Genomic DNA, 21,080 nt, shown 5'->3' on the forward strand with positions numbered 1-21,080 from the left:
TACTAGCGACGGCTCGGACGGACTCCAAGAAGCAGACCGGAGCACGGACCGCGGCGAGGCGTCCTCAGACGATCCTCACGGCTATACTGCGCTCCCCCACGCGGTCGTGGCGGAATTGGTAGACGCGCAAGGTTGAGGGCCTTGTGGGGGATAACCCCGTGGAGGTTCGAGTCCTCTCGACCGCACTGTGAGCAGTATCAGAAGGCCCCGCCCCGGCGGGGCCTTCGCCTTGTGGCGTCAGCGGTCGCCCGCAAGCGCGCCGCGCGCCCAAGCGCCGATCGCGCGGTGTTCCTCCAGCACGAGCCACCGACCAGCCCTGCTCAAGCCCCCTCACCCCCACATCCGCACGTGCCGTTCGCGTGCGCGCTCGCGTGCCTCGCGATGACGCCGGCGGGCCGCGTCGTACGCCGCGCGGTCGGCCTCCAGCCCCGCGGCGGACGCCGCGTGGCGCCGCTCGCGGTGGGCCTGCCGGATCGCCTCCAGCCGGCCGATGCCGCCGCGCTCGCGGCGCAGCCGCAGCCCCGCCACGATCGAGCCCGCCCAGCCGACCCGGCGCCGGCGCGGCGCCGGCGCGGCGGGCAGCGGGGGCGGCGTGTAGATGAGCCGCCGGTCGAGCGCGCGGCTCCACGTCGTCGAGTCTCCGTTGCAGAGGACCGTGACGACGTCGTAGGCGCTCGCGCGGCGTCTGCTCGCGCGGCAGACGAACAGCAGCCAGTCGCCCGTCTGCAGATAGCCGTCGGCGGTGTTCGACGAGCGGTACCAGGCAGGCGGCGTGCCGACGACGCGGCCCTCCTGCATCAGCAGGTCGCGCGCGATCGGCTCGACCGCGCGCCGTTGGGCGGTGTCGAGCCCGGCCCGCTCGGCGAAGCGCTCGATCGCATGGTCGGTGAAGCCGACGCGGCCGAGCACGTCGCGGTCGACCAGCTGCGCGCGGCGCCGTCCACTCACAGGCGCGCCAGCACCCCGTCGACCCCTGATGCGACCGTCTCCGGCGCCGCCGTCTCGACGCCGTGCAGGACCTCGTACCACGGCCCGAGCCGGTGCCACAGCAGCGCACGGGCGCGCAGCTCGGCGTCGACGCCGTAGCGCTCGGCGAGCGCGGACGCGAACGCCGAGGTTGCACCGTGCAACGTCCATGCAAGGTCGATCGCGGGATCGCCGACGTGCGCGTCGGACCAGTCGATCACGCCGCTCAGCCGCCCGTCCTGGACGAGCACGTGCTCCGGGCCGAGGTCGCCGTGGACGAGCGCCGCGGCCGGCAGCTGCGCGATCGCGTCGAGCAGCGCGTCGCCGTCGCCGCGCCGCGCGGCCGGCAGCAGCAGGAGCACCACGGTGCGCATCCGCTCCAGCTCCGCCCGCCGTTCGGCGAGCGCGGCGGCCGGCCCGGGGGCGTCGTGCTCCACCGCCTCCGCCGCGTCGCTGGCGTGCAGCGCATGCAGGAACGCTCCCAGCTCGCGCCCGTGTGCGGCTGTCAGCTCCGGCGCCGGCTCGCCCGGAACGAGCGCGTGCCGCACGACGAGCGGCTGCTCGCCGACGACGAACGGGCGCGGCACCGCCAGCGGCAGCCGCGGCGCGAGCCAGCCCAGCAGGCGCACCTCGGCGCGCAGTCGCGGCGTGACCTCCGCGCGCCGCGGCGTGCGGTCGATCCAGCGCCCGTCGACGAGCGTCGCCTGGCTGTCCCATCCGTCGTCGAGCGGCGTGCCGGAGCGGTCGTCGGTCATCGGCCCGGCATCGTAGAACGGCGCACGCATCTGCATCCGCACGCCCTGCGCGCAGGAGCGCCGCGGCGCACGTGGAATCAACCGCCTGCGATGGACCCGCTCGTCTCAACGGACTGGCTCGCCGCGCGGCTGGAGGAGCCGCGGCTGCGCGTCGTCGACTGCCGCTTCGCGCTCGGCGACCCGGCCGCCGGCCGGCGCGCGTACGCGGCCGGCCACATCCCGGGCGCCGCCTTCCTCGACCTCGACGCGGACCTCTCCGATCCGCCGGGAGCGCCCGGCCCCGCCGGCACGGGCCCACTCGGCGGCCGCCATCCGCTGCCCGCGCTCGAGCGCTTCGCCGCCGCCGCACGGCGCGCCGGGATCGGCAGCGGCACGACCGTCGTCGCCTACGACGACGCGATGAGCGGCGGCGCCGCCCGCCTCTGGTGGCTGCTGCGCCACTGCGGCTTCGACGACGTCGCCGTCCTCGACGGCGGGATCGCCGCCTGGAGCGGCGCGCTGCACGCCGGCGAGGAGCCGACGCCGCCACCCGGCGACTTCGCCCCGGATCCGGCCCACCTGCGCGACGACGTCGTCACCGCCGAGCAGCTCGTCCGCGACCGTGCGCTGCCTCCCGCCGAGCGCGGGTTCCTCGTGCTCGACGCACGGGCGCCGGAGCGCTTCCGCGGCGAGCAGGAGCCGGTCGACCCCGTCGCCGGGCACATCCCGGGCGCGCGCAGCGTGCCGCTCGCCGCCGCCTTCCCGCCGCCGGCCGAGGTGCTCGGCGAGCGCGACCGCACGCTCGTCGCCTCCTGCGGCTCGGGCGTGACCGCGTGCGCGCTGCTGCTGGGCCTCGCCGCCGCCGGGCGCGAGGACGCGAAGCTGTACGCCGGCTCGTGGAGCGACTGGGTCGCGCGCGACCTGCCGATCGAGACCGGCCCGGGCTCAACAGACGAGACAGCGGGGTAGGCTGACGGATGATGACTGAAGAGCTGGAGCAGCTGCGCGAGGAGCTCGACCGCCTTCGTGGCGAGCTGGCGCTGCGCGAGCAGGAGGCCGAGGAGCGCGCGCAGGAGCTGCGCCGCTACGCCGAACGGCTGCGGCGCGCGTCCGAGCGCGAGCACCTGCGCGCGCTGGAGCTGCGGCGCTCCTACGAAGCGACCGTCCGCGCGCTCGCCGACGCGGTCGAGGCGCGTGACGCGTACACCGGCAAGCATGCCGAGCGCGTCGCGGCGTACGGGCTCGCGCTCGCCCGCGCCTGCGGGATGCGCGTCGACGAGCCGCACATCGAGTTCGGCTTCCTGCTGCACGACATCGGCAAGGTCGCGATCTCCGACTCGATCCTGCACAAGCCCGGGATGCTGACCGTGCCCGAGCGCGACGCGATGCGCCAGCACCCCGTGATCGGCGACGAGATCGTCAGCGGGATCGACTTCCTCAGCGAGGCCCGCCACGTCGTGCGCTCCCACCACGAGCGCTGGGACGGCACCGGCTACCCGGACCGGCTCGCGCGCGACGAGATCCCGCTCGCAGCCCGCGTCTTCGCCGTCGCCGACACGTTCGACGCGCTCACGAGCGACCGGCCCTACCGCGCCGCCGCGTCGTTCGCCTCGGCGCGCGCGGTGATCGCCGACGCCGCCGGCACGCAGTTCGACCCGGACGTCGCGGCGGCGTTCGCCGCGCTCGACGACGAGGCGCTCGACCAGATCCGCATCACGCTCGCCTGAGCGGACGCACGAGGAAGCAGCGCGGCGGCGCGGCGAGCAGCGCGGGCGGGCAGCAAGCAGCGCGCGGCCGAAGCGCGCGCTCGACGAGCGGCGCGCACGAAACCAGGGCGGCGCGCGGCGGGGCGCGCTCAGCCCAAGCGGAGCATGAGCACGGTGTTGAGCGCGAAGACGATCGCGAACCCTATGGTCCAGCGATTCAGGTTGCGCTCGACCAGCGATCCGCCGCCGAACGGGCCCGAGCCCGTGCCGACGCCGAAGGCGCCGGAGAGACCCGTGTCTCTTCCGGAGTGCATGAGGATCAGCAGCACCAGCACGACGGCGATGAAGACCTGGAGGACGGCGAGAAGCGTGTACATGCTCAGGCCATCCTACCCGACCGGCGCGTCCGAGCGCGGCGGAGCGGCGGCAGGAGCGTCGTGCGCGGCCGCGGACGCGGCCGGCTTGACCGCGTCGATCCGCCGCAGCAGCTGGATCGCCTCCGCGCGCAGGCCGCGGTCGAGCGCGCGGTAGTCCGGCTCGGACAGCTTGCCGGTGCGGAAGTCCATCTCCGCGTCGCGGATCTCGCGGTACTTCGCCTCCTTCGCCGCCTCCAGGTCGGCCAGCTCGGCGCTCTCGCGCCGCTCGACCTCCGCCACCCGCCCTCGCCGCAGCGGCCCGGCGACGAACACGACGACAGCGAGGAAGACGGCGAGGACGATCAGGAACTCCATCGTCGCGCCTACGCTCTCGCGAGGTCCTTGGCGAGCCGCGCGGCGTACGTGGCGGTGACGCGCCGTCGAGCCGTCGCGGGAGCCGGCCAGAGCGCGATCGCGCCGCCGCAGAAGGTGATGATCGCGCCGATCCAGATCCACGTCGCCATCGGCGAGACGATCATGCGGAAGTCGGCCGTCCACGGTCTCCTCACCCACCGCTCGGCGAGCGCTGCGACCGCCTGGTCGCGCAGCGCGAACAGCTCGTTGACCGCACCCGTGTCGGGCGTTCTGGTGCCGTCGCCGACGACCGCTCTCATCGCCTCGGCGAATCTGCGGTTGCCCTGGTCGATGATCGGCTCCAGCGGGATCAGGTCCGGGTTGACGACCGTCCAGATGTCGCGCCCGAAGCCGGCCCGCAGGCCGACCTCGCTCTCTGCCTCGCCCTGGAAGAAGCGCCCGAGGATCCCCAGCGTCGGGTCCTGCGACGGGTAGAAGCCGCGCGACGTTCTCAGCGTCGCGACGTGCTTGCCGTCCTTGGAGACGTCGAGCGTCGAGCCGAAGACGATCTTCTCAGCGCCCGGGTCGGAGTACGCGCGCACGTATCTGACGTCGAAGCCGCCGATCGTCGCCGCCTGGCCCGGTCTCAGCGAGACATCCTTGGAGTGCTCGAACGACGACGAGATCGCGACGCCGAACAGCAGGATCGCGAAGCCGGCGTGGACGGTGTAGCCGCCGTAACGGCGGCGGTTGCGGCGCACGAGCGAGACGAGCGCGACCGGCGGCGACTCCGACGACATCGCCCGGCGCGCCCGCGTCCCGCGCCACAGCTCCTGACCGACGCCGGCGAGCACGATCGCGACGAGCGCGGCGAAGACGAGCGCCTTCGGCTCCTTCGTCGCACCGGAGACGAACAGCAGCCCGACGAGCGTGACAGCGCCCGCTCCGAGCGGGATCGCGAGGTTGCGGCGGAGGTTCGCCGCGGTCGCGCGGCGCCACGAGATCAGCGGCCCGATCCCGATCAGCGCGACGAGCACGAACGCGATCGGCGTCGTGTAGCGGTCGAACCACGGCGGCCCGACCGACGCCTTCGTGCCCGTCACCGCCTCGGAGATGAGCGGGAAGAACGTGCCCCAGAAGATCACGAAGCAGAGGCCGACGAGCAGGATGTTCTGGAGGATGAAGGCGGCCTCGCGCGACAGCAGCGAGTCGATCGAGTGCTCGGAGCGCAGCGCCTCGCGCCGCCACAGCACGAGCCCGATCGAGCCGAGCACCATGATGCTGATGAGGATCAGGAACGGGACGCCGAGCGTCGAGGCGCCGAACGCGTGGATCGAGTCGAGGATCCCCGAGCGGACGAGGAACGTGCCCATGATCGCGAGCGTGCCGGTCGCGAGGATCAGCGAGGCGTTCCAGACCTTCAGCATGCCGCGCTTCTCTTGGATCATCACCGAGTGGATGAACGCGGTCCCGGTCAGCCACGGCATCAGCGACGCGTTCTCGACCGGGTCCCAAGCCCAGTAGCCACCCCAGCCCAGCTCGGTGTACGACCAGCGCGCGCCGAGCACGATGCCGATCCCGAGCGCGAGCCAGGCGCCGAGCGCGAACCGCCGCGTGCCCTGGATCCACTCGGCGTTGACCCGGTTGGTGACGAGCGCGCCGATCGCGAACGCGAACGGGATCGAGAAGAGCGTGTACCCCGAGTAGAGCATCGGGGGGTGGAACATCATCGCCGGGTGGCGCAGCAGCGGGTTGAGGCCCGTGCCCTCCTGCGGCACCAGTGCGAGCGTGTCGAACGGGTTCTCCTTGAACGCCGTCAGGAAGAGGAAGAACGTCGCGAAGCCGAACAGCACCGCCTGCGCGTACGGCGCGATCTCGCGCAGGCTGCGGCGCGTCATGTGGAGCACGAGGCTCGACCAGATCGACAGCAGCCAGACCCACAGCAGCAGCGACCCCTCCTGCGAGGACCAGACCGCGGTCGCCTTGTAGAACGTCGGCGTCGTCGTGCTCGAGTGCGACGCGACGAGCGCGTACGAGAAGTCCGAGCGCAGGAACGCCGCCTCGAGGATCCCGAAGGCGATCGTCAGGACGCCCGCGAGCGCGATGAACGCGCGCCGGCCGGAGTCGACCCAGGCGCGCTCGCGCTTGATCCCGCCGTAGAGCGAGGCCGCGATCCCGTAGAGCGCGACCGCGAAGGCGAGGAAGAGAAGTGCGCGACCGACCGTCGCCATCAGCAGGGCTCCGTCGCCGGACCGATCGCCATCAGGTCGTCGGGGCGGTTCTGAGGAGGTCCTCCGGGGCGCCCCTCGGCAGGTCCTCCGGCGCGACCTGGAACTTCGACGGGCACTTCGTGACCATCGAGTCCTTCTCGGCGATGAAGAGCGTGTCGTGGCTGCTCTTGAGGCCGTTTCTGTCGAGCTGCACCTTGATCATCACGCCGCGGCCCTCGCGGAACGGATCGGGCACGAGTCCCGTGTACCGCACTCTCGCGGAGACCTCTCTGTGCGGGTCGAGGATGCGGAACCACAGCACGCCGTCCTCGCGTCTGACCGAGTTCGGCGCGACCGTGCCGGCGAGCGTGTAGGTCTCGCCCGCTCTCGCGCTCTCGAGCAGCTGCCCGGCGGTCTTCTCGTCGCTGCCGGCGCTGAAGCTGGTGTAGATCAGCGCGCTGGCGAGCAGCATCGCGGCGGTCGCCGCGACGACGAGGCGGATTCGGCGTTTGCGACTCGGGTCCATCGACCCGCCAGTATCGCAGGAGCGTGCGTCGCGGCTCCCCCTCGGCGATCCGGCCGCGTCCGCGCCATGACGTGAGGGTTTCTCGCACAAGCGGCGAAACCAATCGGCGGTCGCGCTGTTAACACCGATGACTGTGCAACTCCGACACCCCCGCATGACGAAGCGCCCACGGACCGGGCGCGACACGACGCGGACCGTGGCGCTCGGGGCGCCGCGCGCCCTCCCCGCGGACCCGCCCCGGCGTCGCGAGCGCGACGCGGGCGGTCCCGAGGATCGCGCGCTCTACCACTGTCACTGCGGCTTCATCTTCGAGGCCCCCGTGACGACCAGCGTCGGCTGCCCGCACTGCGGCACCGCGCAGGCCTGGTAGCCGGCGTCTCGCTAGCGCCGCGCCGCCTCGATCGCCGGACCGACGAGCGCGACGGTGCGCTCGACGAGGTCCTCGCGCGGCACGTCCGGGTGGACGTACCACCAGCTCGCGAGCCCGTGGATCGCCGACTTCAGCAGCTCCGCGAGGATCTGCAGCTGGCGCTCGCGCTCGGGATGTCCGCCGAAGATCGTCGGGTCGCTCCCGAGCGAGGCGCTGAGCCCTTCGGCGACGCGCTCCTCCAGCTGGCCGACGATCTCGGCCACCTCGGTCGTCCCCTGGACTTCGAGGAACAGCAGCCGGCACGCGTCCGGATAGTCCTCGACGAAGCGGAAGAACGCCTCGATCGCGGGATGGATGCGCTGGTCCTCCTCGTTCGGCACCGGCTCGATCGCCGCCTCGATGATCGCGTCGATGTCAGCCCGGATCGTGTCGAGCAGGACCGTGTACAGCTCGCGCTTGGAGTCGAAGTGGTCGTAGACGACGGCCTTCGAGATCCCCGACGCGGCGGCGATCCCGTCCATCGACGTGCCGTGGTAGCCGCGTTCGGCGAACAGCCTGACGGCTGCCGCCAGGATCAGCTCGCGCCGCTCTGAGGCGGGCAGCCGGCGGCGTTCTGCGGTCTGAGTGGAGGACGCCTTGGCGCCCGGCAACCATTGGCTCACACCGGAAGTCTTACCAACAAGTGACGAGTCTGCGGTGAATCATCTGCGCGCGGCGCGCTCAGCGAACCAGTCGAGCGCGTGCGGGTTCGCGAGCGCGTCGCGGCTGGCCGCTCTGTCCGGCGGGGTGCCGGTCAGGATCCGCTTCACCGGGACCTCCAGCGCTTTGCCCGAGAGCGTGCGCGGCACTTCGGCGATCCGCTCGATCTCGTCGGGCACGTGGCGCGGCGAGCAGTCGGAGCGGATCTGACGGCGGATCGCGGCGACGAGCGCGTCGTCGAGCTCGACGCCCGCGCGCAGGACGACGAACAGGGCGATCCAGCCGTCGGTGCCGGGCTTGGGCAGGTCGACGACGAGCGCGTCGACCACGTCCTCCAGCGCCAGCACCGCGCGGTAGATCTCGGCGGTCCCCATGCGGATCCCGCCGCGGTTGATCGTCGAGTCGCTGCGGCCGCTGATGATCGCCGTCCCGCGCGGCGTGATCTCGATCCAGTCGCCGTGGCGCCAGATCCCCGGGTACATGTCGAAGTACGACTCGCGGTAGCGCGACCCGTCCCCGTCGCCCCACAGGAACAGCGGCATCGACGGCATCGGCTCGGTCAGCACCAGCTCCCCGACCTCGCCGACGACCGATCTGCCGTGCGCGTCGAACGCCTCGACCTTCGCGCCGAGCGCGCGGCACTGCAGCTCGCCGCGGTAGACCGGCAGCGTCGGCACTCCGCCGACGAAGGCGGTGCAGACGTCCGTTCCGCCGCTCGTCGAGAACAGCCACGTGTCCGCGCCGAGATGGCGGTAGACCCACTCGAAGCCCTCCGGCGCGAGCGGCGAGCCGGTCGAGCCGACGCTGTGGAGGGCGCTGAGATCGTGGCCGGCGCCGGGCGCTATGCCCGCCTTCATGCACGCGGCGATGTAGCTCGCGCTGGTGCCGAACGTCGTGATCTGCGCGTCCTCCGCGAGCTGCCACAGCGTGTCCATCGACGGGTGGCCGGGATTGCCGTCGTAGAGCACGATCGAGGCCGGCGTCAGCAGCACGCCGACGAGGAAGTTCCACATCATCCAGCCGGTCGTCGTGAACCAGAAGACGCGGTCGCCCTCCTGCGCGTCGAGGTGCAGGTGGAGCTTCTTAAGGTGCTCCAGCAGGATCCCGCCGTGCCCCTGGACGATCGCCTTCGGCAGACCGGTCGTGCCCGACGAGTAGAGGACCCACAGCGGCTGGTCGAACGGCACGGGCGCGAACGTCAGCGGCGGCACCTGCTCCCCCGCCGCCGCCGCGAACGCGTCGAACGCGACCGTGTCGCCCAGCCCGCCGAGGTCCGCGTCCGCATCGAGGTATCTGAGGACGATCGTGCGCTGCAGGGTCGGCAGCTGGGCCTGCAGCTCGGCGACGACCTCGCGGCGGTCGAAGTCCTTGCCGCCGTAGCGGTAGCCGTCGATCGCGAGCAGGACCTTCGGCTCGATCTGCGCGAAGCGATCGGCGACCCCTCTGGCGCCGAAGTCCGGCGACGCACTCGACCAGATCGCACCGATCGACGCGCACGCGAGGAACGCCGCGATCGCCTCGGGCACGTTCGGCACGTACGCGACGACGCGGTCGCCGGGGCCGACGCCCTCGGCCCGCAGACCGGCCGCGATCCGCGCCGTCAGCTCGCGCAGCTCGCCCCACGTCATCTCGGCGAGGGCCCGCAGCTCGCCGGCGTGGCGGATCGCGACGGCGTCGTCTTCGCGCCCGCCGAAGATGTGCTCGGCGTAGTTGAGCGTCGCGCCCGCGAACCACTCGGCGCCCGGCATCTCGCGCCGGCCGAGCACCCGCTCGTACGGCGTGTGCGCCCGCACCTCGAAGAACTCCCAGATCGCCGCCCAGAAGCCCTCGAGGTCGTCGACCGACCAGCGCCACAGCGCGTCGTAGCCGTCCGCGGAGACGCCGCGCTCGGCGGCGAGCCAGCGCGTGAAGCGCACGATCGTGGAGCGCTCGACCCGTTGTGGGTCGGGCCTCCAGAGGACCGGCGGTGCCGTGTCGCTCGTGGCGGTCATCTCTCTGCAGCGGAATCTACGCGATGCGGTGCCGCGGGGTGCCGCGGCGAGTGTACGATGCGACCAGAGAGCGCGATGACGATCGAGCACGACATCGGGAACGCGCACGACGGCCCGTTCGGGCTGCACGCCGCCAAGCTCGGCGGGACCTACCGCATGCGGCTGCGCGGCGAGTTCGACCTCGCGGCGGTCGAGACCGTCGAGGACGCGCTCGCGCGCGCCTTCGACGGCGACACGCAGCTGCTGGAGATCGACCTCGGGCAACTCACCTTCCTCGACTCGAGCGGGCTCCGCACGATCCTCGAGGCACGCGACCGTGCGGCGTCGAGCGGGGTGAGACTGCGGCTGGTGCGGGGGATCGAGCCGGTGCAGCGGGTCTTCGCGATCACAGGGCTCGAAGCGTCGCTCCCGTTCGCCGACGAGCCGTGCGGCTGACGCTGCCCGCCGTCGCGGCGAGCGTCCCGGAGGCGCGTCACGCGCTGTCGGCGCTGGCGCGCGAGCTGGGAGCGTCCGAGCGGGTCGTCGCCGACGTCGCGCTCGCCGTCAGCGAGGCGTGCACGAACGTCGTCCTGCACGCCTACCGCGAGCTGGAGGAGCCCGGGACGCTGACCGTCGACGCCGCGCCGCACGGGGCGCTGCTGGAGGTGCTGGTGTCCGACGAGGGCAGCGGGCTGCGCGCGCGTGACGACAGCCCGGGGCTCGGGATGGGGATGGCGCTGATGGCGGCGGTCGCGACGGGTTTGCAGCTCGACCACGACGGCGCGGCGACTCGCCTGCACCTCACGTTCGACCTGCGACCAGAGCGCCGGGACGACACGGAAGAGGTCCCCGATCGCGCATAACCCCGACGCGCCATGGGTAACCGTGTGACACATGGGAACCGCAACGAACCTCGCACACCTGCCCGCCGCCGCGTCGCGTTCGCGCTCTGTCAGCTCGCCGCTTCGCACACGCATGCTGGCGACGAGAGCGCGTAACGGAGACGGTCGGGCGCGTGAGGCGCTGATCGCCGAGCACCTCCCCCTCGCCCGCGCGCTGGCGCGGCGCTATCGACGCGGCAGCGAGAGCCTCGACGACCTCGTCCAGGTCGCGTCCGTCGGCCTGATCAAGGCGGTCGACCGCTTCGACCCCGACCGCGGTCACAGCTTCTCGACGTTCGCGCAGCCGACGATCGTCGGCGAGCTGCTGCGCCACTTCCGCGACACCGGCTGGGGCGTCCACGTCGCCCGCGGCACGCAGGAGCTGGCGCTGAAGGTGCGCTCGGCGGCCGAGGCGATCGAGACCGAGACCGGCGCCGTCGCGACGCCGCGGCAGATCGCGGAGCGCACCGGCGCGGAGCTGGAGGCGGTCGTCGAGGCGCTCGGCGCGCTGGCGAACCGGACCGCGCTCTCGCTCGCGACCCCCGCCGGGCACGACGACGAGGGCGACGCGACGATCGCCGACACGCTCGGCGACGTCGAGGAGGGCTACAGAGCCGCCGAGGCGCGCGCTCTGCTCGGGCCGGCGCTCCGGCACCTGCCCGAGCGCGAGCAGCGGATCATCCGGATGCGCTTCGTCGACGACCTGACGCAGAGCGAGATCGCGACCGAGATCGGCGTCTCGCAGATGCAGATCTCACGCCTCCTGCGGCAGTCGCTCGACAAGCTGCACGAGCTGACGCGGTAGCTAGCGGGCGCGGCAGATGACGCCGTTGTGCGTCTTGATCTGGCCGTGCCGCAGCACCTCGAAGCCGTTCTCCCAGGCGTACAGGCCGAGCTGCCTGACGTCCATCAGCTCGCGGTAGCTGAAGTTCATCAGGTCGCCGAACAGCAGGTAGAACATCCGCGTGCGCGGGTGCAGGCGCGGCGTCGTCATGACGCAGTAGCCGTCGGGCTTGACGAAGCGGCGGTGGAACTCGAACGCCGTCGGCTTGTACGCGTCGGGAAAATGCTCGACGAGCCCGATCGAGACGACGACGTCGAACTCGCGCCCGTACGGCAGGTCGCGGATGTCGGAGACGACGAAGTCGATGTTCATCTCCTCGCGGTACCAGACGCGCTCGGCGCCCGTGCGCGGATCGCTGCCGAGGAACGGGTACGCCGCCGGGAAGGCGCCGAAACGGCCCTCCTCGCACCACGCGTCGTAGTCGACGAGCACGACCTCGCCGCCGGGGTACATCGCCGACAGCAGCATCGCCTCGTAGCCGTCGGCAGCGCCGAGGAAGAGGATCCGCGGCTTCTCGACGTCGAGGCCGGCGAACAGCGAGCGCTTCGCGCGCGGGTCCCAGATCGTGTCCTCGACCCGCTGTGCCCGGTTCCAGACAGTCCACTGGACGACCTCGCCCATCGCCTCCCACGCCGCCCGCAGCTCGCGCTTGGTGACGGCGACGCCGGCCTTCTTGAGCGCGTTCAGGCGCGCCTGCATCGGGTTCGTGTCGAACAGCGACTGGAACGATCTGTTGAACATCGACCACGCCTCGGGCACCGGCAGCTGCTCGCCGTGCCGGGCCTCCCATTCGAGCTTCTGGCTCGACCAGTTCTCGACGCGGTACGGCCGGCCGGCGTCCTTCCACGTGAGCGTGCTCCAGTCGACCGGACGAGCGTCGGCGAACGCGTCGCGCTCGGTGCGGCGCAGGTCGATCCGATGGGTGTCGCGCAGCTCGGTGTGCCCGATGTGCTGCTCGGTGAACGGTCGGTGCGGTGCGGTCGCGGTCATGGAACGGCACGTTATGGACGATCCCTACGCTTATCTACGCGAATCTGGCACGAACCGACGCGCGCTTTCATAGGTTCCCTCTAGGCTGGTCCGATGGTCGCTGGAAACGGTGATCCGCGCGCCGCGCGTGCGGAGGTCACCCGTCATCTGCGCGCCAGCTCTGACGCGCTCGCCGATGCCGTGATCGTCCGCGTGCAGGCCGACGCGCCCGCCGGCGCCACGCCGGACGGAGCGACGCTGCGCAACCTCCGCCTCGGCGCGCACGCGGCGGTCGAGTACTTCCTCGCGCGGCTCGACGCCAGCGCGTGGACGGGCAGTGACGCGGGCGACCGCGACGAGAGCGGCCGCGGAACCGGCGACAGCGGCGCGGACTGCGGCGGCACGGGCGGCGCCGGCACGGGCGGCGCCGGCACGGACTGCGGCGGCACGGGCGGCGCCGGCTACGACACGGCGCTGTTCGAGGCCCACGGCCGTGCGCAGCAGGCGGCCGGCCGCTCGCTCTCGGAGCTGCTCGCCTTCTACCGGCTCGGCGGTCTGGCGATGTGGGAGGGCGCGCAGGCGCTGCCGATCAGCCGCGACCTCGCGCCGGAGGCGATCTTCGCGCTCGGGGCGGAGGTGCTGGCGACCGTCGACGCGCTCTCGGTCGCCGCGCTCGCCGGCTTCACCGCGCAGGAGGCCGAGACCCTGCGACGCGAGCTGGCCCGCCGCGAACGGCTCGCGTCGCTCCTGCTGAGCGACCGCCCGAGCGCGCCCGAGGCGCTCGCGGCCGCCGCCGCGGCCGCCGACTGGTCGCTGCCGGCCCGCGTCCGCGTCGCCGTCGCGGCCCTGCCGATCGAGCCGCCGCCCGGCGCCGCGCTCGCCGGTCCGGCACGGGTGCTGGCCGCGACCGTCGACGGCGGCCGGCGCGCGCTCGTCGTCGCCGACGACGACGAGGGCGAGCGCTGGCTGACCCGCGCCGCGCAGGCGCAGCAGCTGGAGCCGCCGCTCGCGGTCGGCCCCGCGGTCGAGCCCGAGCACGCGGCGCGCAGCCTCGCTCGTGCCGAGGCGCTGCTCGACCGGGCGGACGTGCTGCGCCCGGTCGCCCTCTCCCCCTCCACCGCACCCGACGCCGCCGCGGCGCCCGATCCGGATGCCGCGCCGTTCGCGCTGCTGCGCTGCGACGACCACGAGATCGACCTGCTGCTGAGTGCCGCGCCAGAGCTGGCGCGCGCCGTCGCTCAGCGGCGCCTGACGCCGTTCGACACGCTCCCGGAGCGTCAGCGCGAGCGGCTGCTGGAGACGCTCGCCGGCTGGCTCGCCCATCCGGTGCGCCCGCAGGCGATCGCCGACGAGCTGGGCGTGCACGTCCAGACCGTCCGCTACCGCCTCAACCAGCTGCGGGAGCTGCTCGGGGACGCGCTCGACGACCCCGAGGCCCGCTTCGAGCTGAGCGTCGCGCTGCGCGCTCGCGCGCTCAACGGCGACGAGTGAGCGACGCGACGCGCGAGCGCTACTCGAACTCGCGCAGGTAGCGCTCGAACTGCCGCATGTGGCCCTCTTCGTCGCGCAGGACGTCGATCACCATGTCCTGCGTCGCCCAGTCGACGCCGTCGCACGCCTCGATGATCCGCGTGTAGTGCTCGATCGCGCCGGCCTCGGCCTCGATCACGCCCTTGATCACGGTCACGACGTCGGTCGCGTCGTCGGGCGGCTGCAGGAACGACTGCTCCGCGGTGAACTCCATCGACCCGGGCGGCGTGCCGTACAGCTCCTTGATCCGCTCGGCGAATCTGCGCGCGTGCCCGAGCTCCTCGGTCACGTCGGCGTTGAGCGCCTCGGCGACCTCCTCCGCGCGGATGCCGTCGAGGTTCGCCGCGTTGGCGAGGTAGCTCATCACGGTCTCCATCTCCATCCAGTACGCGCGCGTCAGGAGCTGGACGATCTCCTCCCGCTTGTCCGCGTGTCTGTCCGCGAGGATCCCTGCCGATGCGTGCCGTACTGCAGGCATGAAAGCTCCTTGAGGCCGGGCGGCCGCCCGCCGGCCGCACTTGGAGCGGACGCTATCGGGGCGAGTCGACGCTGTCGAGCGGCGCGGTCGCCGGAACGGCGACCTGCTGCTGGGCACACCACGCCGTGAAGCGACCTTCGGGGGTCGCGAGCCAGGCGTGCAGGTCGCGCTCGAAGCGCAGCCAGCGCCTCGCGCGGAAGCCGACGTGGGGGAATTCTTCGGTGTGCTCTGTCGCGGTGTCGTTCAGCATTCGGTTAGGTCGCCCTAAGAAGGTGGGCCTAACTTAGCACGCCCTGCGCGCTGCGCGAGTCAGCGCGCCCGCTGCGCGCCGGGGAGGTCAGCGCCCGGACGTCAACGGGACGGCGGACCGCGTCGCCTTGGCCGCGTACAGGCGCGCGTCCGCGCGCGTGAGGCACGCCTCCAGCGTCTGCTGGTGCTCCCACTGCGCAACGCCGGCGGACCAGCTGGCCGGATGCGCCTCGTGCATCCGCCTCAGCGCGCTGCGCGCATCGTCTTCCCGGGTCGCCGGGAACAGCACGACGAACTCGTCGCCGCCGAAGCGCGCGAGCAGGTCGCCGGGCCGCAGCGCCGCCTCCCACGCGCGCGCGAGATCGGCGAGCAGCCGGTCGCCGGCCGCGTGACCGTGCTCGTCGTTGACGCGCTTGAAGCCGTCGAGGTCGATCAGCGCGAGCGTGAGCGGGTTGCCCGTGCGGCTCGCCAGCGCAAGCTCGCGCGTCGCCGCCTTCGTGAAGCCGTTGCGGTTGAGCAGCCCCGTGAGGTGGTCGCCGTCGGCCTGCGAGCGCAGCCGCTCGCTCAGCGAGCCGAGCGCGATCGCCGCCGTCCACATCGTGATCGTCATGATCGCGAACGCGATCAGCGTCCCCGGCAGGCCGGCGATCGCGATCGCGATCGCCATGCAGACCGTCATCAGGGCGACGTGCAGGTAGATCGCGCGGCGGGCGAAGAACAGCGCGACGTAGACGGCCAGCCAGGCGAAGCACCACGCGTTGACCATCACGCCGCCGCTCGTCGCGGCCTGGCTCATCAGCAGGCTCGCCGCGACCGTCACCAGCACGACGCCGCCGTGCAGCGCCCACGACGGCGTCCGCGCACCCGCGACCAGCAGCGCCCCGCCGTAGACGAACCCCCACGGGAACAGCACGCGGCCCAACTCGACCGGCGACTGCGGCGAGAACGGGAACAGCACCCCGAGCAGGCAGAGCAGCGCGGAGACGTGCAGCAGCAACGCGAGCACTGCCACCTCGGTCGGGATGGTGTGCCGCCACCCCAGCCAACGAGATCGATCCATCTCGAACTCAGTCGGCAGCGCGCCCGCGCGGCTTGAGCGATGCAGGCCCTGAGCGTCAGCGCGCCGCCCCACGCGGCGGACACAGCGCTTTCACGGACGGTTCACAACTCGATAACTCCTCGGCCACGGATCCGGGCGATCCTGCCGAGCGTGACGTCACGCAACGCGAAGGAGAAGCTGCGCGCGGGTGCACTGGAGGTGGCCCCCGCCGCGTACACCGCCCGGGCAGACGGGCAGGTGATCCCGCTGACGCCGCGCGAGTTCGAGCTGTTGGTCGAGCTGATGCGGCGCCCGGACGAGGTGCTCTCGCGTGAGCTGCTGTACGAGCTCTGCTGGGGCCAGCCGATGGTCCCCAGCGACCGTGCGGTCGACGTGTACGTCCGCAAGCTGCGATCGAAGCTGGACCGGGCGCTCCCGGGGTGGACGTTCATCCACACCCACTACCGCCTGGGCTACCGCTTCTCCCCCCAACCCGCCGAGGTGTCCGACGAGGACGTCGCACCGGCGGAGATCAGCGAAGACAAAAGGAGTGTGCTGTGAACCGACTGCGCCTTGCCGCCCTCAGCGGCGCCGCAGTGCTCGCCATGGGCCTTGCCGCCTGCGGCGATGACGACAACTCGTCGACCGCCTCGACGAGCGGCAGCGGCGGCGACGCGAAGGTCTCGGGCTCGATCCGCATCGACGGCTCGAGCACGGTCGCGCCGCTGACCGAGGCGATCGCCGAGCAGTTCATGGGCGAGAACCCCGACGTCAGAATCACCGTCGGCACGTCCGGCACCGGCGGCGGCTTCGAGAAGTTCTGCCAGGGCGAGACCGACGCCAACGACGCCTCCGACGCGATCGACGAGGAGACCGAGGCCGCCTGCAGAAGAGGCGGCGTCGAGTGGGAGGAGCTCCAGGTCGCCAACGACGCGCTCACCGTCGTGGCCAACCCGGAGAACCCGATCAGCTGCCTCACGACCGACCAGCTGAGACAGATCTGGGGCGCGAACTCCAAGGTCAAGAACTGGAACGAGGTCACCGGCACCGACCCGAGATTCGACGCCGAGCTGGCTGCCTTCGGTCCCGGCACGGACTCCGGGACGTTCGCGTACTTCACCGAGACCGTCGACGGTGAGGAGGGCGCGCAGCGCACCGACTACAACAACGTCGGCGAGGACGACAACCAGACGGTCACGGGCGTCGCCGGCGCGCCGGGCGGCATCGGCTACTTCGGCTTCTCCTTCTTCCAGGAGAACTCGGACAAGCTCAGAGCGCTCGAGATCGACGGCGGCTCCGGCTGCGTCGCTCCGTCCGCCGAGACGGTGCAGGACGGCACCTACAGACCGCTTGCGCGGCCGCTGTTCATCTACCCGTCCGCCAGAGCGCTCAGAAACCCCGCGTTCGACGCCTTCATGGAGTACTACCTCGCGAACGTCAACTCGATCGCCGAGCAGGTCGGCTTCATCGGCCTGACCGACGCCCAGCTGGCGGACAACAGAACGAAGCTCGACAGACTGGTTGGGTCGGCCGGCTGACCTTCGGGTAAGCCGCTCGACAGAAGACGAGAGTCAGGCAACGATGGAGCCAACGAATTCCATCGGCGCCATCCCGGCGACCGGGGCGGGAGGACCGCCCCGGTCGCTTACGGCGCCGTCCGGGCGGTACGGAGAGAAGGTCATCAAGGCCTTGCTCGCCCTGTGCGCCGCGATCTCCGTGGTGACGACGACGGCGATCGTGATCTCGCTCGTCGCCCCCACCATCGCCTTCTTCGGGGAGGTCGCGCTCGGCGACTTCCTCTTCGGCACGAAGTGGGCGCCGACGTTCACGCCGTCGAGCTTCGGCGTGCTGCCGCTCGTGATCGGCACGCTCAGCACGAGCCTCTGGGCGATGCTCGTGGCGGTCCCGGTCGGCCTGCTGTCGGCGATCTTCCTGAGCGAGTACGCCTCGCCGCGGGTGCGCAAGGTCGTCAAGCCGGTGATCGAGATCCTCGCCGGCATCCCGACCGTCGCGATCGGCGTCTTCGCGCTGCTGTGGCTCAGCCCCACGATCGACGACGTGCTGCCGTTCATGGTCAGAATCCCGCCGTTCTCCGCGGGCGTCGCCGGCATCGCGATCGGCCTGATGATCGTCCCGATCATCGCCTCGATCTCCGACGACGCGATGCGCTCGGTTCCGGGCGGCCTGCGCGAGGCCGCCTACGGCCTCGGCGCGACGAAGATGAAGGTCGCCACGCGCGTCGTCTTCCCGGCCGCGATCTCCGGCGTCGTCGCCTCGATCGTGCTCGCCGCCTCCCGCGCGATCGGCGAGACGATGGTCGTGCTGCTGGTCGCGGGCGCCTCCCCGAACCTCACGTTCAACCCGGGCAGCTCGGTGCAGACGATGACGGCGTTCATCGGCACCACCGCCACGGGCGACATCTCCCCCGGCACCGTCAAGTACGACACGATCTTCGCGGTCGGCTCGCTGCTGTTCGTGATGACGCTGCTGATGAACATGATCGCGATCCGGCTGGTGCGCAAGTACCGGGAGGTCTACGAGTAGATGTCGGTCAACCCACTCAACCCGGGCGGATCGGCCCGCACCCGTCTCGCTGTCGCCGGCGCCCGCTCAACGGCGCTGACGCAGCAGAAGGGCGGCGACAAGGTCAAGGGCAACATCTTCTACGCCCTCCTGCTGCTCGCGATCGCGTTCGCGCTCGCCGGGCTCGCCGCGATCATCGTGCAGGCGTTCGTGAAGGGCTCGCCGGCGCTCAGCACCCAGCTGATAACCGACCCGCCGTCGGCGATACCGTCGAGAGCGGGCTTCCGCCCGGCGATCGTCGGCACGCTCTACCTGATCGCGGGCGTCGTCTTCCTCGTCGTGCCGATCGGGATCGGCGCCGCGGTGTACCTCGAGGAGTACGCCGACAAGACGCGCTGGTGGAACAGACTGATCGAGCTGAACATCCAGAACCTCGCGGGCGTGCCGTCGATCATCTACGGCATCCTCGGGCTCGCGTTCATCGTGCGCGGCCCGCTCAACCTCGGCTTCATCCTCGCCGCCGGCTCGTTGACGCTCGCGCTGCTCGTGCTGCCGACCGTGATCCTCGCATCGCGCGAGGCGATCCGCGCGGTCCCGCCGTCGATCCGCGAGGGGTCGCTCGCGCTCGGCGCGACGCAGTGGCAGACGATCCGCCGGCAGGTCCTCCCCGCGTCGATACCGGGAATCATCACCGGAGTCATCCTCGCGATCTCGCGCGCGATCGGCGAGACTGCACCATTGCTGCTCGTCGGCGCCGCGACCTTCGTGACGTTCAACCCGAGCTTCTTCAGCAACGACGGCTACACGGCCCTCCCGGTGTTGATCTTCAACTACGCGACCCGCCCGCAGGACGAGTTCCGCGTCCTGGCGTCCGCAGGCGTGATCGTGATGCTCGTCGTCCTCTTGGCGATGAACGCATTCGCAGTGTGGCTGCGCAACCGATACGAACGACAGTGGTAGGAGGGCACGACGTGAGCGACAGCGACCAGACCGACGCGGTGCGTGAGGCGGCAGCCGGAGAGACCCACGGCTTGAGCCAGCGCATCGCCGTGCCCGAGCACGACCGCAGCACGAGCGGGCAAGACGCGACCGCCGTGGAGAAGGTGTTCGAGATCAAGGACGCGTCCGTCGCCTACGGCGGAGCGACGGCCGTGAAGGGCATCAGCTTCGACATCTTCAAGAACGACGTGACGGCGCTGATCGGCCCGTCCGGCTGCGGCAAGAGCACGCTGCTGCGCTGCCTGAACCGCATGAACGACCTGATCCCCTCAGCGTCCGTCGGCGGCACGATCCTCTACCACGGTCAGGACCTGTACGCGCCGAAGGTCGACCCGGTGCAGGTGCGCAAGATGATCGGGATGGTCTTCCAGAAGCCCAACCCGTTCCCGAAGTCGATCTACGACAACATCGCGTTCGGTCCCCGCGTGCTGGGGATGAAGGGGAGCATGGACGAGATCGTCGAGAGAGCGCTCAGACGCGGCGCGCTGTGGGACGAGGTCAAGGACCGCCTGAAGGAGAACGCCTTCGGCATGTCCGGCGGCCAGCAACAGCGCCTCTGCATCGCGCGCTGCCTCGCGATCGAGCCCGACGTGATCCTGATGGACGAGCCGTGCTCGGCGCTGGACCCGATCTCGACGCACAAGATCGAGGACCTGATGCTGGAGCTGAAGGAGAACTACTCGATCGTCATCGTCACGCACAACATGCAGCAGGCGGCGCGCATCTCCGACCGCACCGCGTTCTTCACCGTCGAGCTGGACGACGAGGCGGGCGGCAAGCGCCACGGCCGCGTGGTCGAGTACGACACGACGGAGAAGATCTTCCAGACGCCGGCCGATCCGCGTACGGAGGCGTACGTGACCGGAAAGGTTGGATGACGCCGAAAGCTGCGGCCTGCGGCCTTGCGTTCGGCCGGAAGAGCTCGCCCAGGGGGCTCGTTCTTCCGACGGGGAGGGCTGGTCATGAGCGAGAGTGACCTGCGCACGAAGTTCCGCTCCGAGCTGTCGACGCTGGAGGCGATGACGCTCGATGGGCTCGACATGGCGATCGTGCAGCTGCAGCGCGCCACCGAAGCCGTCGAGCACCAGGACATGGCGCTCGCGACCGCCGTCGTGCGGGGCGACGACGAGATCGACGAGCGCTACCTCGAGCTGCATGAGCGGCTGCTCGCGCTGCTCGCGCTGCAGGCTCCGGTCGCGGCCGACCTGCGGCTGACGGCCGCGCTCTTCCACGTCGCGCGGATCATGGAGCGGATGGGCGACCAGTGCGTCAACGTCGCCAAGCTCGTCCCGCTCGACGGCTTCCACCCGCCGGTCCACGCGATCCTGCTCGAGGAGCTGGGCGTGATGGGGCGGCTCGTCGCGGCCGAGGTCGAGCAGTCCAAGCGGGCGTTCGCGACGCGCGACCTCGCGATGGCGCGCGACCTGCTGCTTGAGGACCGCGACGTCAACGAGCTGAACCGGCGCGTCTTCCACTTCGCGTGGCAGAGCGGCGACGACCCGGACGCGCGCGAGTGGGCGATGCACATGATCCTCGCCGCCCGCGCGATCGAGCGGATCGGCGACCAGGCGATCGACGTCGGCGAGCAGCTCGCGTTCGTGCTGACGGGCACCTTCGAGGAGTTCCGCGACTCCTCTCACCCGTCCGCGAGCGACGCCGCCGAGGCGACCTGACGCT

25 protein-coding genes and 1 tRNA gene are annotated in these 21,080 nt (G+C 71.5%); 14 read left to right on the top strand and 12 right to left on the bottom strand.

Annotation, left to right across the window (positions count from 1 at the left end):
• Positions 1-100: 100 nt before the first annotated feature.
• Positions 101-185: transfer RNA gene (locus CWOE_RS22445), tRNA-Leu, on the top strand.
• A gap of 145 nt (positions 186-330) precedes the next feature.
• Here CWOE_RS22445 and CWOE_RS22450 read toward each other — a convergent pair.
• Both CWOE_RS22450 and CWOE_RS22455 read right to left on the bottom strand, forming a co-directional pair.
• Entirely contained in the window at positions 331-948 is a 618-nt protein-coding gene (locus tag CWOE_RS22450) for a hypothetical protein (protein ID WP_012935936.1), read from the bottom strand.
• The gene (locus tag CWOE_RS22455; protein WP_041733326.1) at positions 945-1,721 is read right to left on the bottom strand and encodes a phosphotransferase; all 777 of its coding nucleotides are present in this window, start codon (positions 1,719-1,721) and stop codon (positions 945-947) included. Before CWOE_RS22455 ends, CWOE_RS22450 begins: the two co-directional genes overlap by 4 nt.
• Positions 1,722-1,811: 90 nt before the next feature.
• Between CWOE_RS22455 and CWOE_RS22460 the strand changes: the two genes are divergently transcribed.
• A complete protein-coding gene (locus CWOE_RS22460) occupies positions 1,812-2,669 on the top strand; it encodes a sulfurtransferase (protein WP_012935938.1) in 858 nt (285 codons plus the stop codon).
• Between the two features lie 11 nt (positions 2,670-2,680).
• Positions 2,681-3,427, top strand: coding sequence for an HD-GYP domain-containing protein (locus CWOE_RS22465; protein WP_041733327.1), 747 nt, complete (start codon positions 2,681-2,683; stop codon positions 3,425-3,427).
• Positions 3,428-3,555: 128 nt separating this feature from the next.
• On the opposite strand, the gene secG is transcribed toward CWOE_RS22465, so the two are convergent.
• From secG to CWOE_RS22485, 4 genes are read right to left on the bottom strand one after another with little or no spacing between them, the layout of a single operon-like run.
• A complete protein-coding gene (gene secG / locus CWOE_RS22470; RefSeq protein WP_012935940.1) occupies positions 3,556-3,783 on the bottom strand; it encodes a preprotein translocase subunit SecG in 228 nt (75 codons plus the stop codon).
• Between the two features lie 12 nt (positions 3,784-3,795).
• Entirely contained in the window at positions 3,796-4,137 is a 342-nt protein-coding gene (locus CWOE_RS22475; protein ID WP_012935941.1) for a hypothetical protein, read from the bottom strand.
• 8 nt (positions 4,138-4,145) lie between these two features.
• Positions 4,146-6,347 (bottom strand): heme lyase CcmF/NrfE family subunit, encoded by a 2,202-nt coding sequence (locus tag CWOE_RS22480; RefSeq protein ID WP_012935942.1) that lies wholly within the window; start codon positions 6,345-6,347, stop codon positions 4,146-4,148.
• Between the two features lie 31 nt (positions 6,348-6,378).
• Positions 6,379-6,852 carry a cytochrome c maturation protein CcmE domain-containing protein gene (locus tag CWOE_RS22485; RefSeq protein WP_012935943.1) on the bottom strand — a complete coding sequence of 158 codons (474 nt, stop codon included), beginning with the start codon at positions 6,850-6,852 and terminating at the stop codon, positions 6,379-6,381.
• A gap of 154 nt (positions 6,853-7,006) precedes the next feature.
• Here CWOE_RS22485 and CWOE_RS33600 point away from each other — a divergent pair, with 154 nt between their 5' ends.
• Positions 7,007-7,222: a hypothetical protein gene (locus CWOE_RS33600; RefSeq protein ID WP_012935944.1), complete on the top strand. Its 216-nt coding sequence runs from the start codon at positions 7,007-7,009 to the stop codon at positions 7,220-7,222.
• An 11-nt stretch (positions 7,223-7,233) separates the two neighbouring features.
• Here the strand turns inward: CWOE_RS33600 and CWOE_RS22495 are convergent, their stop codons facing one another.
• Together CWOE_RS22495 and CWOE_RS22500 are read right to left on the bottom strand one after the other, a co-directional pair.
• Complete coding sequence (locus CWOE_RS22495; protein WP_012935945.1) at positions 7,234-7,884, bottom strand: TetR/AcrR family transcriptional regulator; 651 nt, start codon at positions 7,882-7,884, stop codon at positions 7,234-7,236.
• A 39-nt stretch (positions 7,885-7,923) separates the two neighbouring features.
• A complete protein-coding gene (locus CWOE_RS22500) occupies positions 7,924-9,912 on the bottom strand; it encodes an acetoacetate--CoA ligase (protein ID WP_012935946.1) in 1,989 nt (662 codons plus the stop codon).
• A gap of 57 nt (positions 9,913-9,969) precedes the next feature.
• On the opposite strand from CWOE_RS22500, the gene CWOE_RS22505 reads away from it, so the two are divergent.
• The 3 genes from CWOE_RS22505 (at position 9,970) to CWOE_RS22515 (ending at position 11,577) form a co-directional block, all read left to right on the top strand.
• Complete coding sequence (locus CWOE_RS22505; protein WP_081425473.1) at positions 9,970-10,347, top strand: STAS domain-containing protein; 378 nt, start codon at positions 9,970-9,972, stop codon at positions 10,345-10,347.
• Positions 10,338-10,754, top strand: coding sequence for an ATP-binding protein (locus CWOE_RS31245; RefSeq protein ID WP_012935948.1), 417 nt, complete (start codon positions 10,338-10,340; stop codon positions 10,752-10,754). The genes CWOE_RS22505 and CWOE_RS31245 overlap by 10 nt, the downstream gene beginning before the upstream one ends.
• A 112-nt stretch (positions 10,755-10,866) precedes the next feature.
• Positions 10,867-11,577, top strand: a complete 711-nt coding sequence (locus tag CWOE_RS22515) for a SigB/SigF/SigG family RNA polymerase sigma factor (RefSeq protein ID WP_049793371.1) — start codon at positions 10,867-10,869, stop codon at positions 11,575-11,577.
• On the opposite strand, the gene CWOE_RS22520 is transcribed toward CWOE_RS22515, so the two are convergent.
• Positions 11,578-12,606, bottom strand: coding sequence for a class I SAM-dependent methyltransferase (locus tag CWOE_RS22520; protein WP_012935950.1), 1,029 nt, complete (start codon positions 12,604-12,606; stop codon positions 11,578-11,580).
• 93 nt (positions 12,607-12,699) lie between these two features.
• Here CWOE_RS22520 and CWOE_RS22525 point away from each other — a divergent pair, with 93 nt between their 5' ends.
• Positions 12,700-14,076 (top strand): PucR family transcriptional regulator, encoded by a 1,377-nt coding sequence (locus CWOE_RS22525; protein ID WP_012935951.1) that lies wholly within the window; start codon positions 12,700-12,702, stop codon positions 14,074-14,076.
• A 19-nt stretch (positions 14,077-14,095) separates the two neighbouring features.
• On the opposite strand, the gene CWOE_RS22530 is transcribed toward CWOE_RS22525, so the two are convergent.
• From CWOE_RS22530 to CWOE_RS31250, 3 genes are all read right to left on the bottom strand, one after another.
• A complete protein-coding gene (locus tag CWOE_RS22530; RefSeq protein ID WP_012935952.1) occupies positions 14,096-14,593 on the bottom strand; it encodes a ferritin-like domain-containing protein in 498 nt (165 codons plus the stop codon).
• A 52-nt stretch (positions 14,594-14,645) separates the two neighbouring features.
• A complete protein-coding gene (locus CWOE_RS22535) occupies positions 14,646-14,843 on the bottom strand; it encodes a hypothetical protein (protein ID WP_012935953.1) in 198 nt (65 codons plus the stop codon).
• A gap of 87 nt (positions 14,844-14,930) precedes the next feature.
• Positions 14,931-15,854, bottom strand: a complete 924-nt coding sequence (locus CWOE_RS31250) for a GGDEF domain-containing protein (protein WP_049793372.1) — start codon at positions 15,852-15,854, stop codon at positions 14,931-14,933.
• A 198-nt stretch (positions 15,855-16,052) separates the two neighbouring features.
• Here CWOE_RS31250 and CWOE_RS22545 point away from each other — a divergent pair, with 198 nt between their 5' ends.
• The 6 genes from CWOE_RS22545 to phoU all read left to right on the top strand — a co-directional run bounded on the left by CWOE_RS22545 (position 16,053) and on the right by phoU (position 21,076).
• Positions 16,053-16,442 (top strand): winged helix-turn-helix domain-containing protein, encoded by a 390-nt coding sequence (locus tag CWOE_RS22545; protein WP_160165555.1) that lies wholly within the window; start codon positions 16,053-16,055, stop codon positions 16,440-16,442.
• Positions 16,439-17,419, top strand: a complete 981-nt coding sequence (locus CWOE_RS22550) for a PstS family phosphate ABC transporter substrate-binding protein (RefSeq protein WP_012935956.1) — start codon at positions 16,439-16,441, stop codon at positions 17,417-17,419. The genes CWOE_RS22545 and CWOE_RS22550 overlap by 4 nt, the downstream gene beginning before the upstream one ends.
• A 43-nt stretch (positions 17,420-17,462) precedes the next feature.
• The gene (gene pstC, locus CWOE_RS22555; RefSeq protein ID WP_012935957.1) at positions 17,463-18,425 is read left to right on the top strand and encodes a phosphate ABC transporter permease subunit PstC; all 963 of its coding nucleotides are present in this window, start codon (positions 17,463-17,465) and stop codon (positions 18,423-18,425) included.
• A complete protein-coding gene (gene pstA, locus CWOE_RS22560; RefSeq protein ID WP_012935958.1) occupies positions 18,426-19,364 on the top strand; it encodes a phosphate ABC transporter permease PstA in 939 nt (312 codons plus the stop codon).
• Positions 19,365-19,447: 83 nt separating this feature from the next.
• Complete coding sequence (pstB, locus tag CWOE_RS22565) at positions 19,448-20,281, top strand: phosphate ABC transporter ATP-binding protein PstB (protein WP_407641506.1); 834 nt, start codon at positions 19,448-19,450, stop codon at positions 20,279-20,281.
• Positions 20,282-20,365: 84 nt separating this feature from the next.
• Complete coding sequence (gene phoU, locus CWOE_RS22570) at positions 20,366-21,076, top strand: phosphate signaling complex protein PhoU (RefSeq protein WP_012935960.1); 711 nt, start codon at positions 20,366-20,368, stop codon at positions 21,074-21,076.
• Positions 21,077-21,080: the final 4 nt, after the last annotated feature.

This window comes from Conexibacter woesei DSM 14684, assembly GCF_000025265.1.
Classification (GTDB): Bacteria; Actinomycetota; Thermoleophilia; order Solirubrobacterales; family Solirubrobacteraceae; genus Conexibacter; species Conexibacter woesei.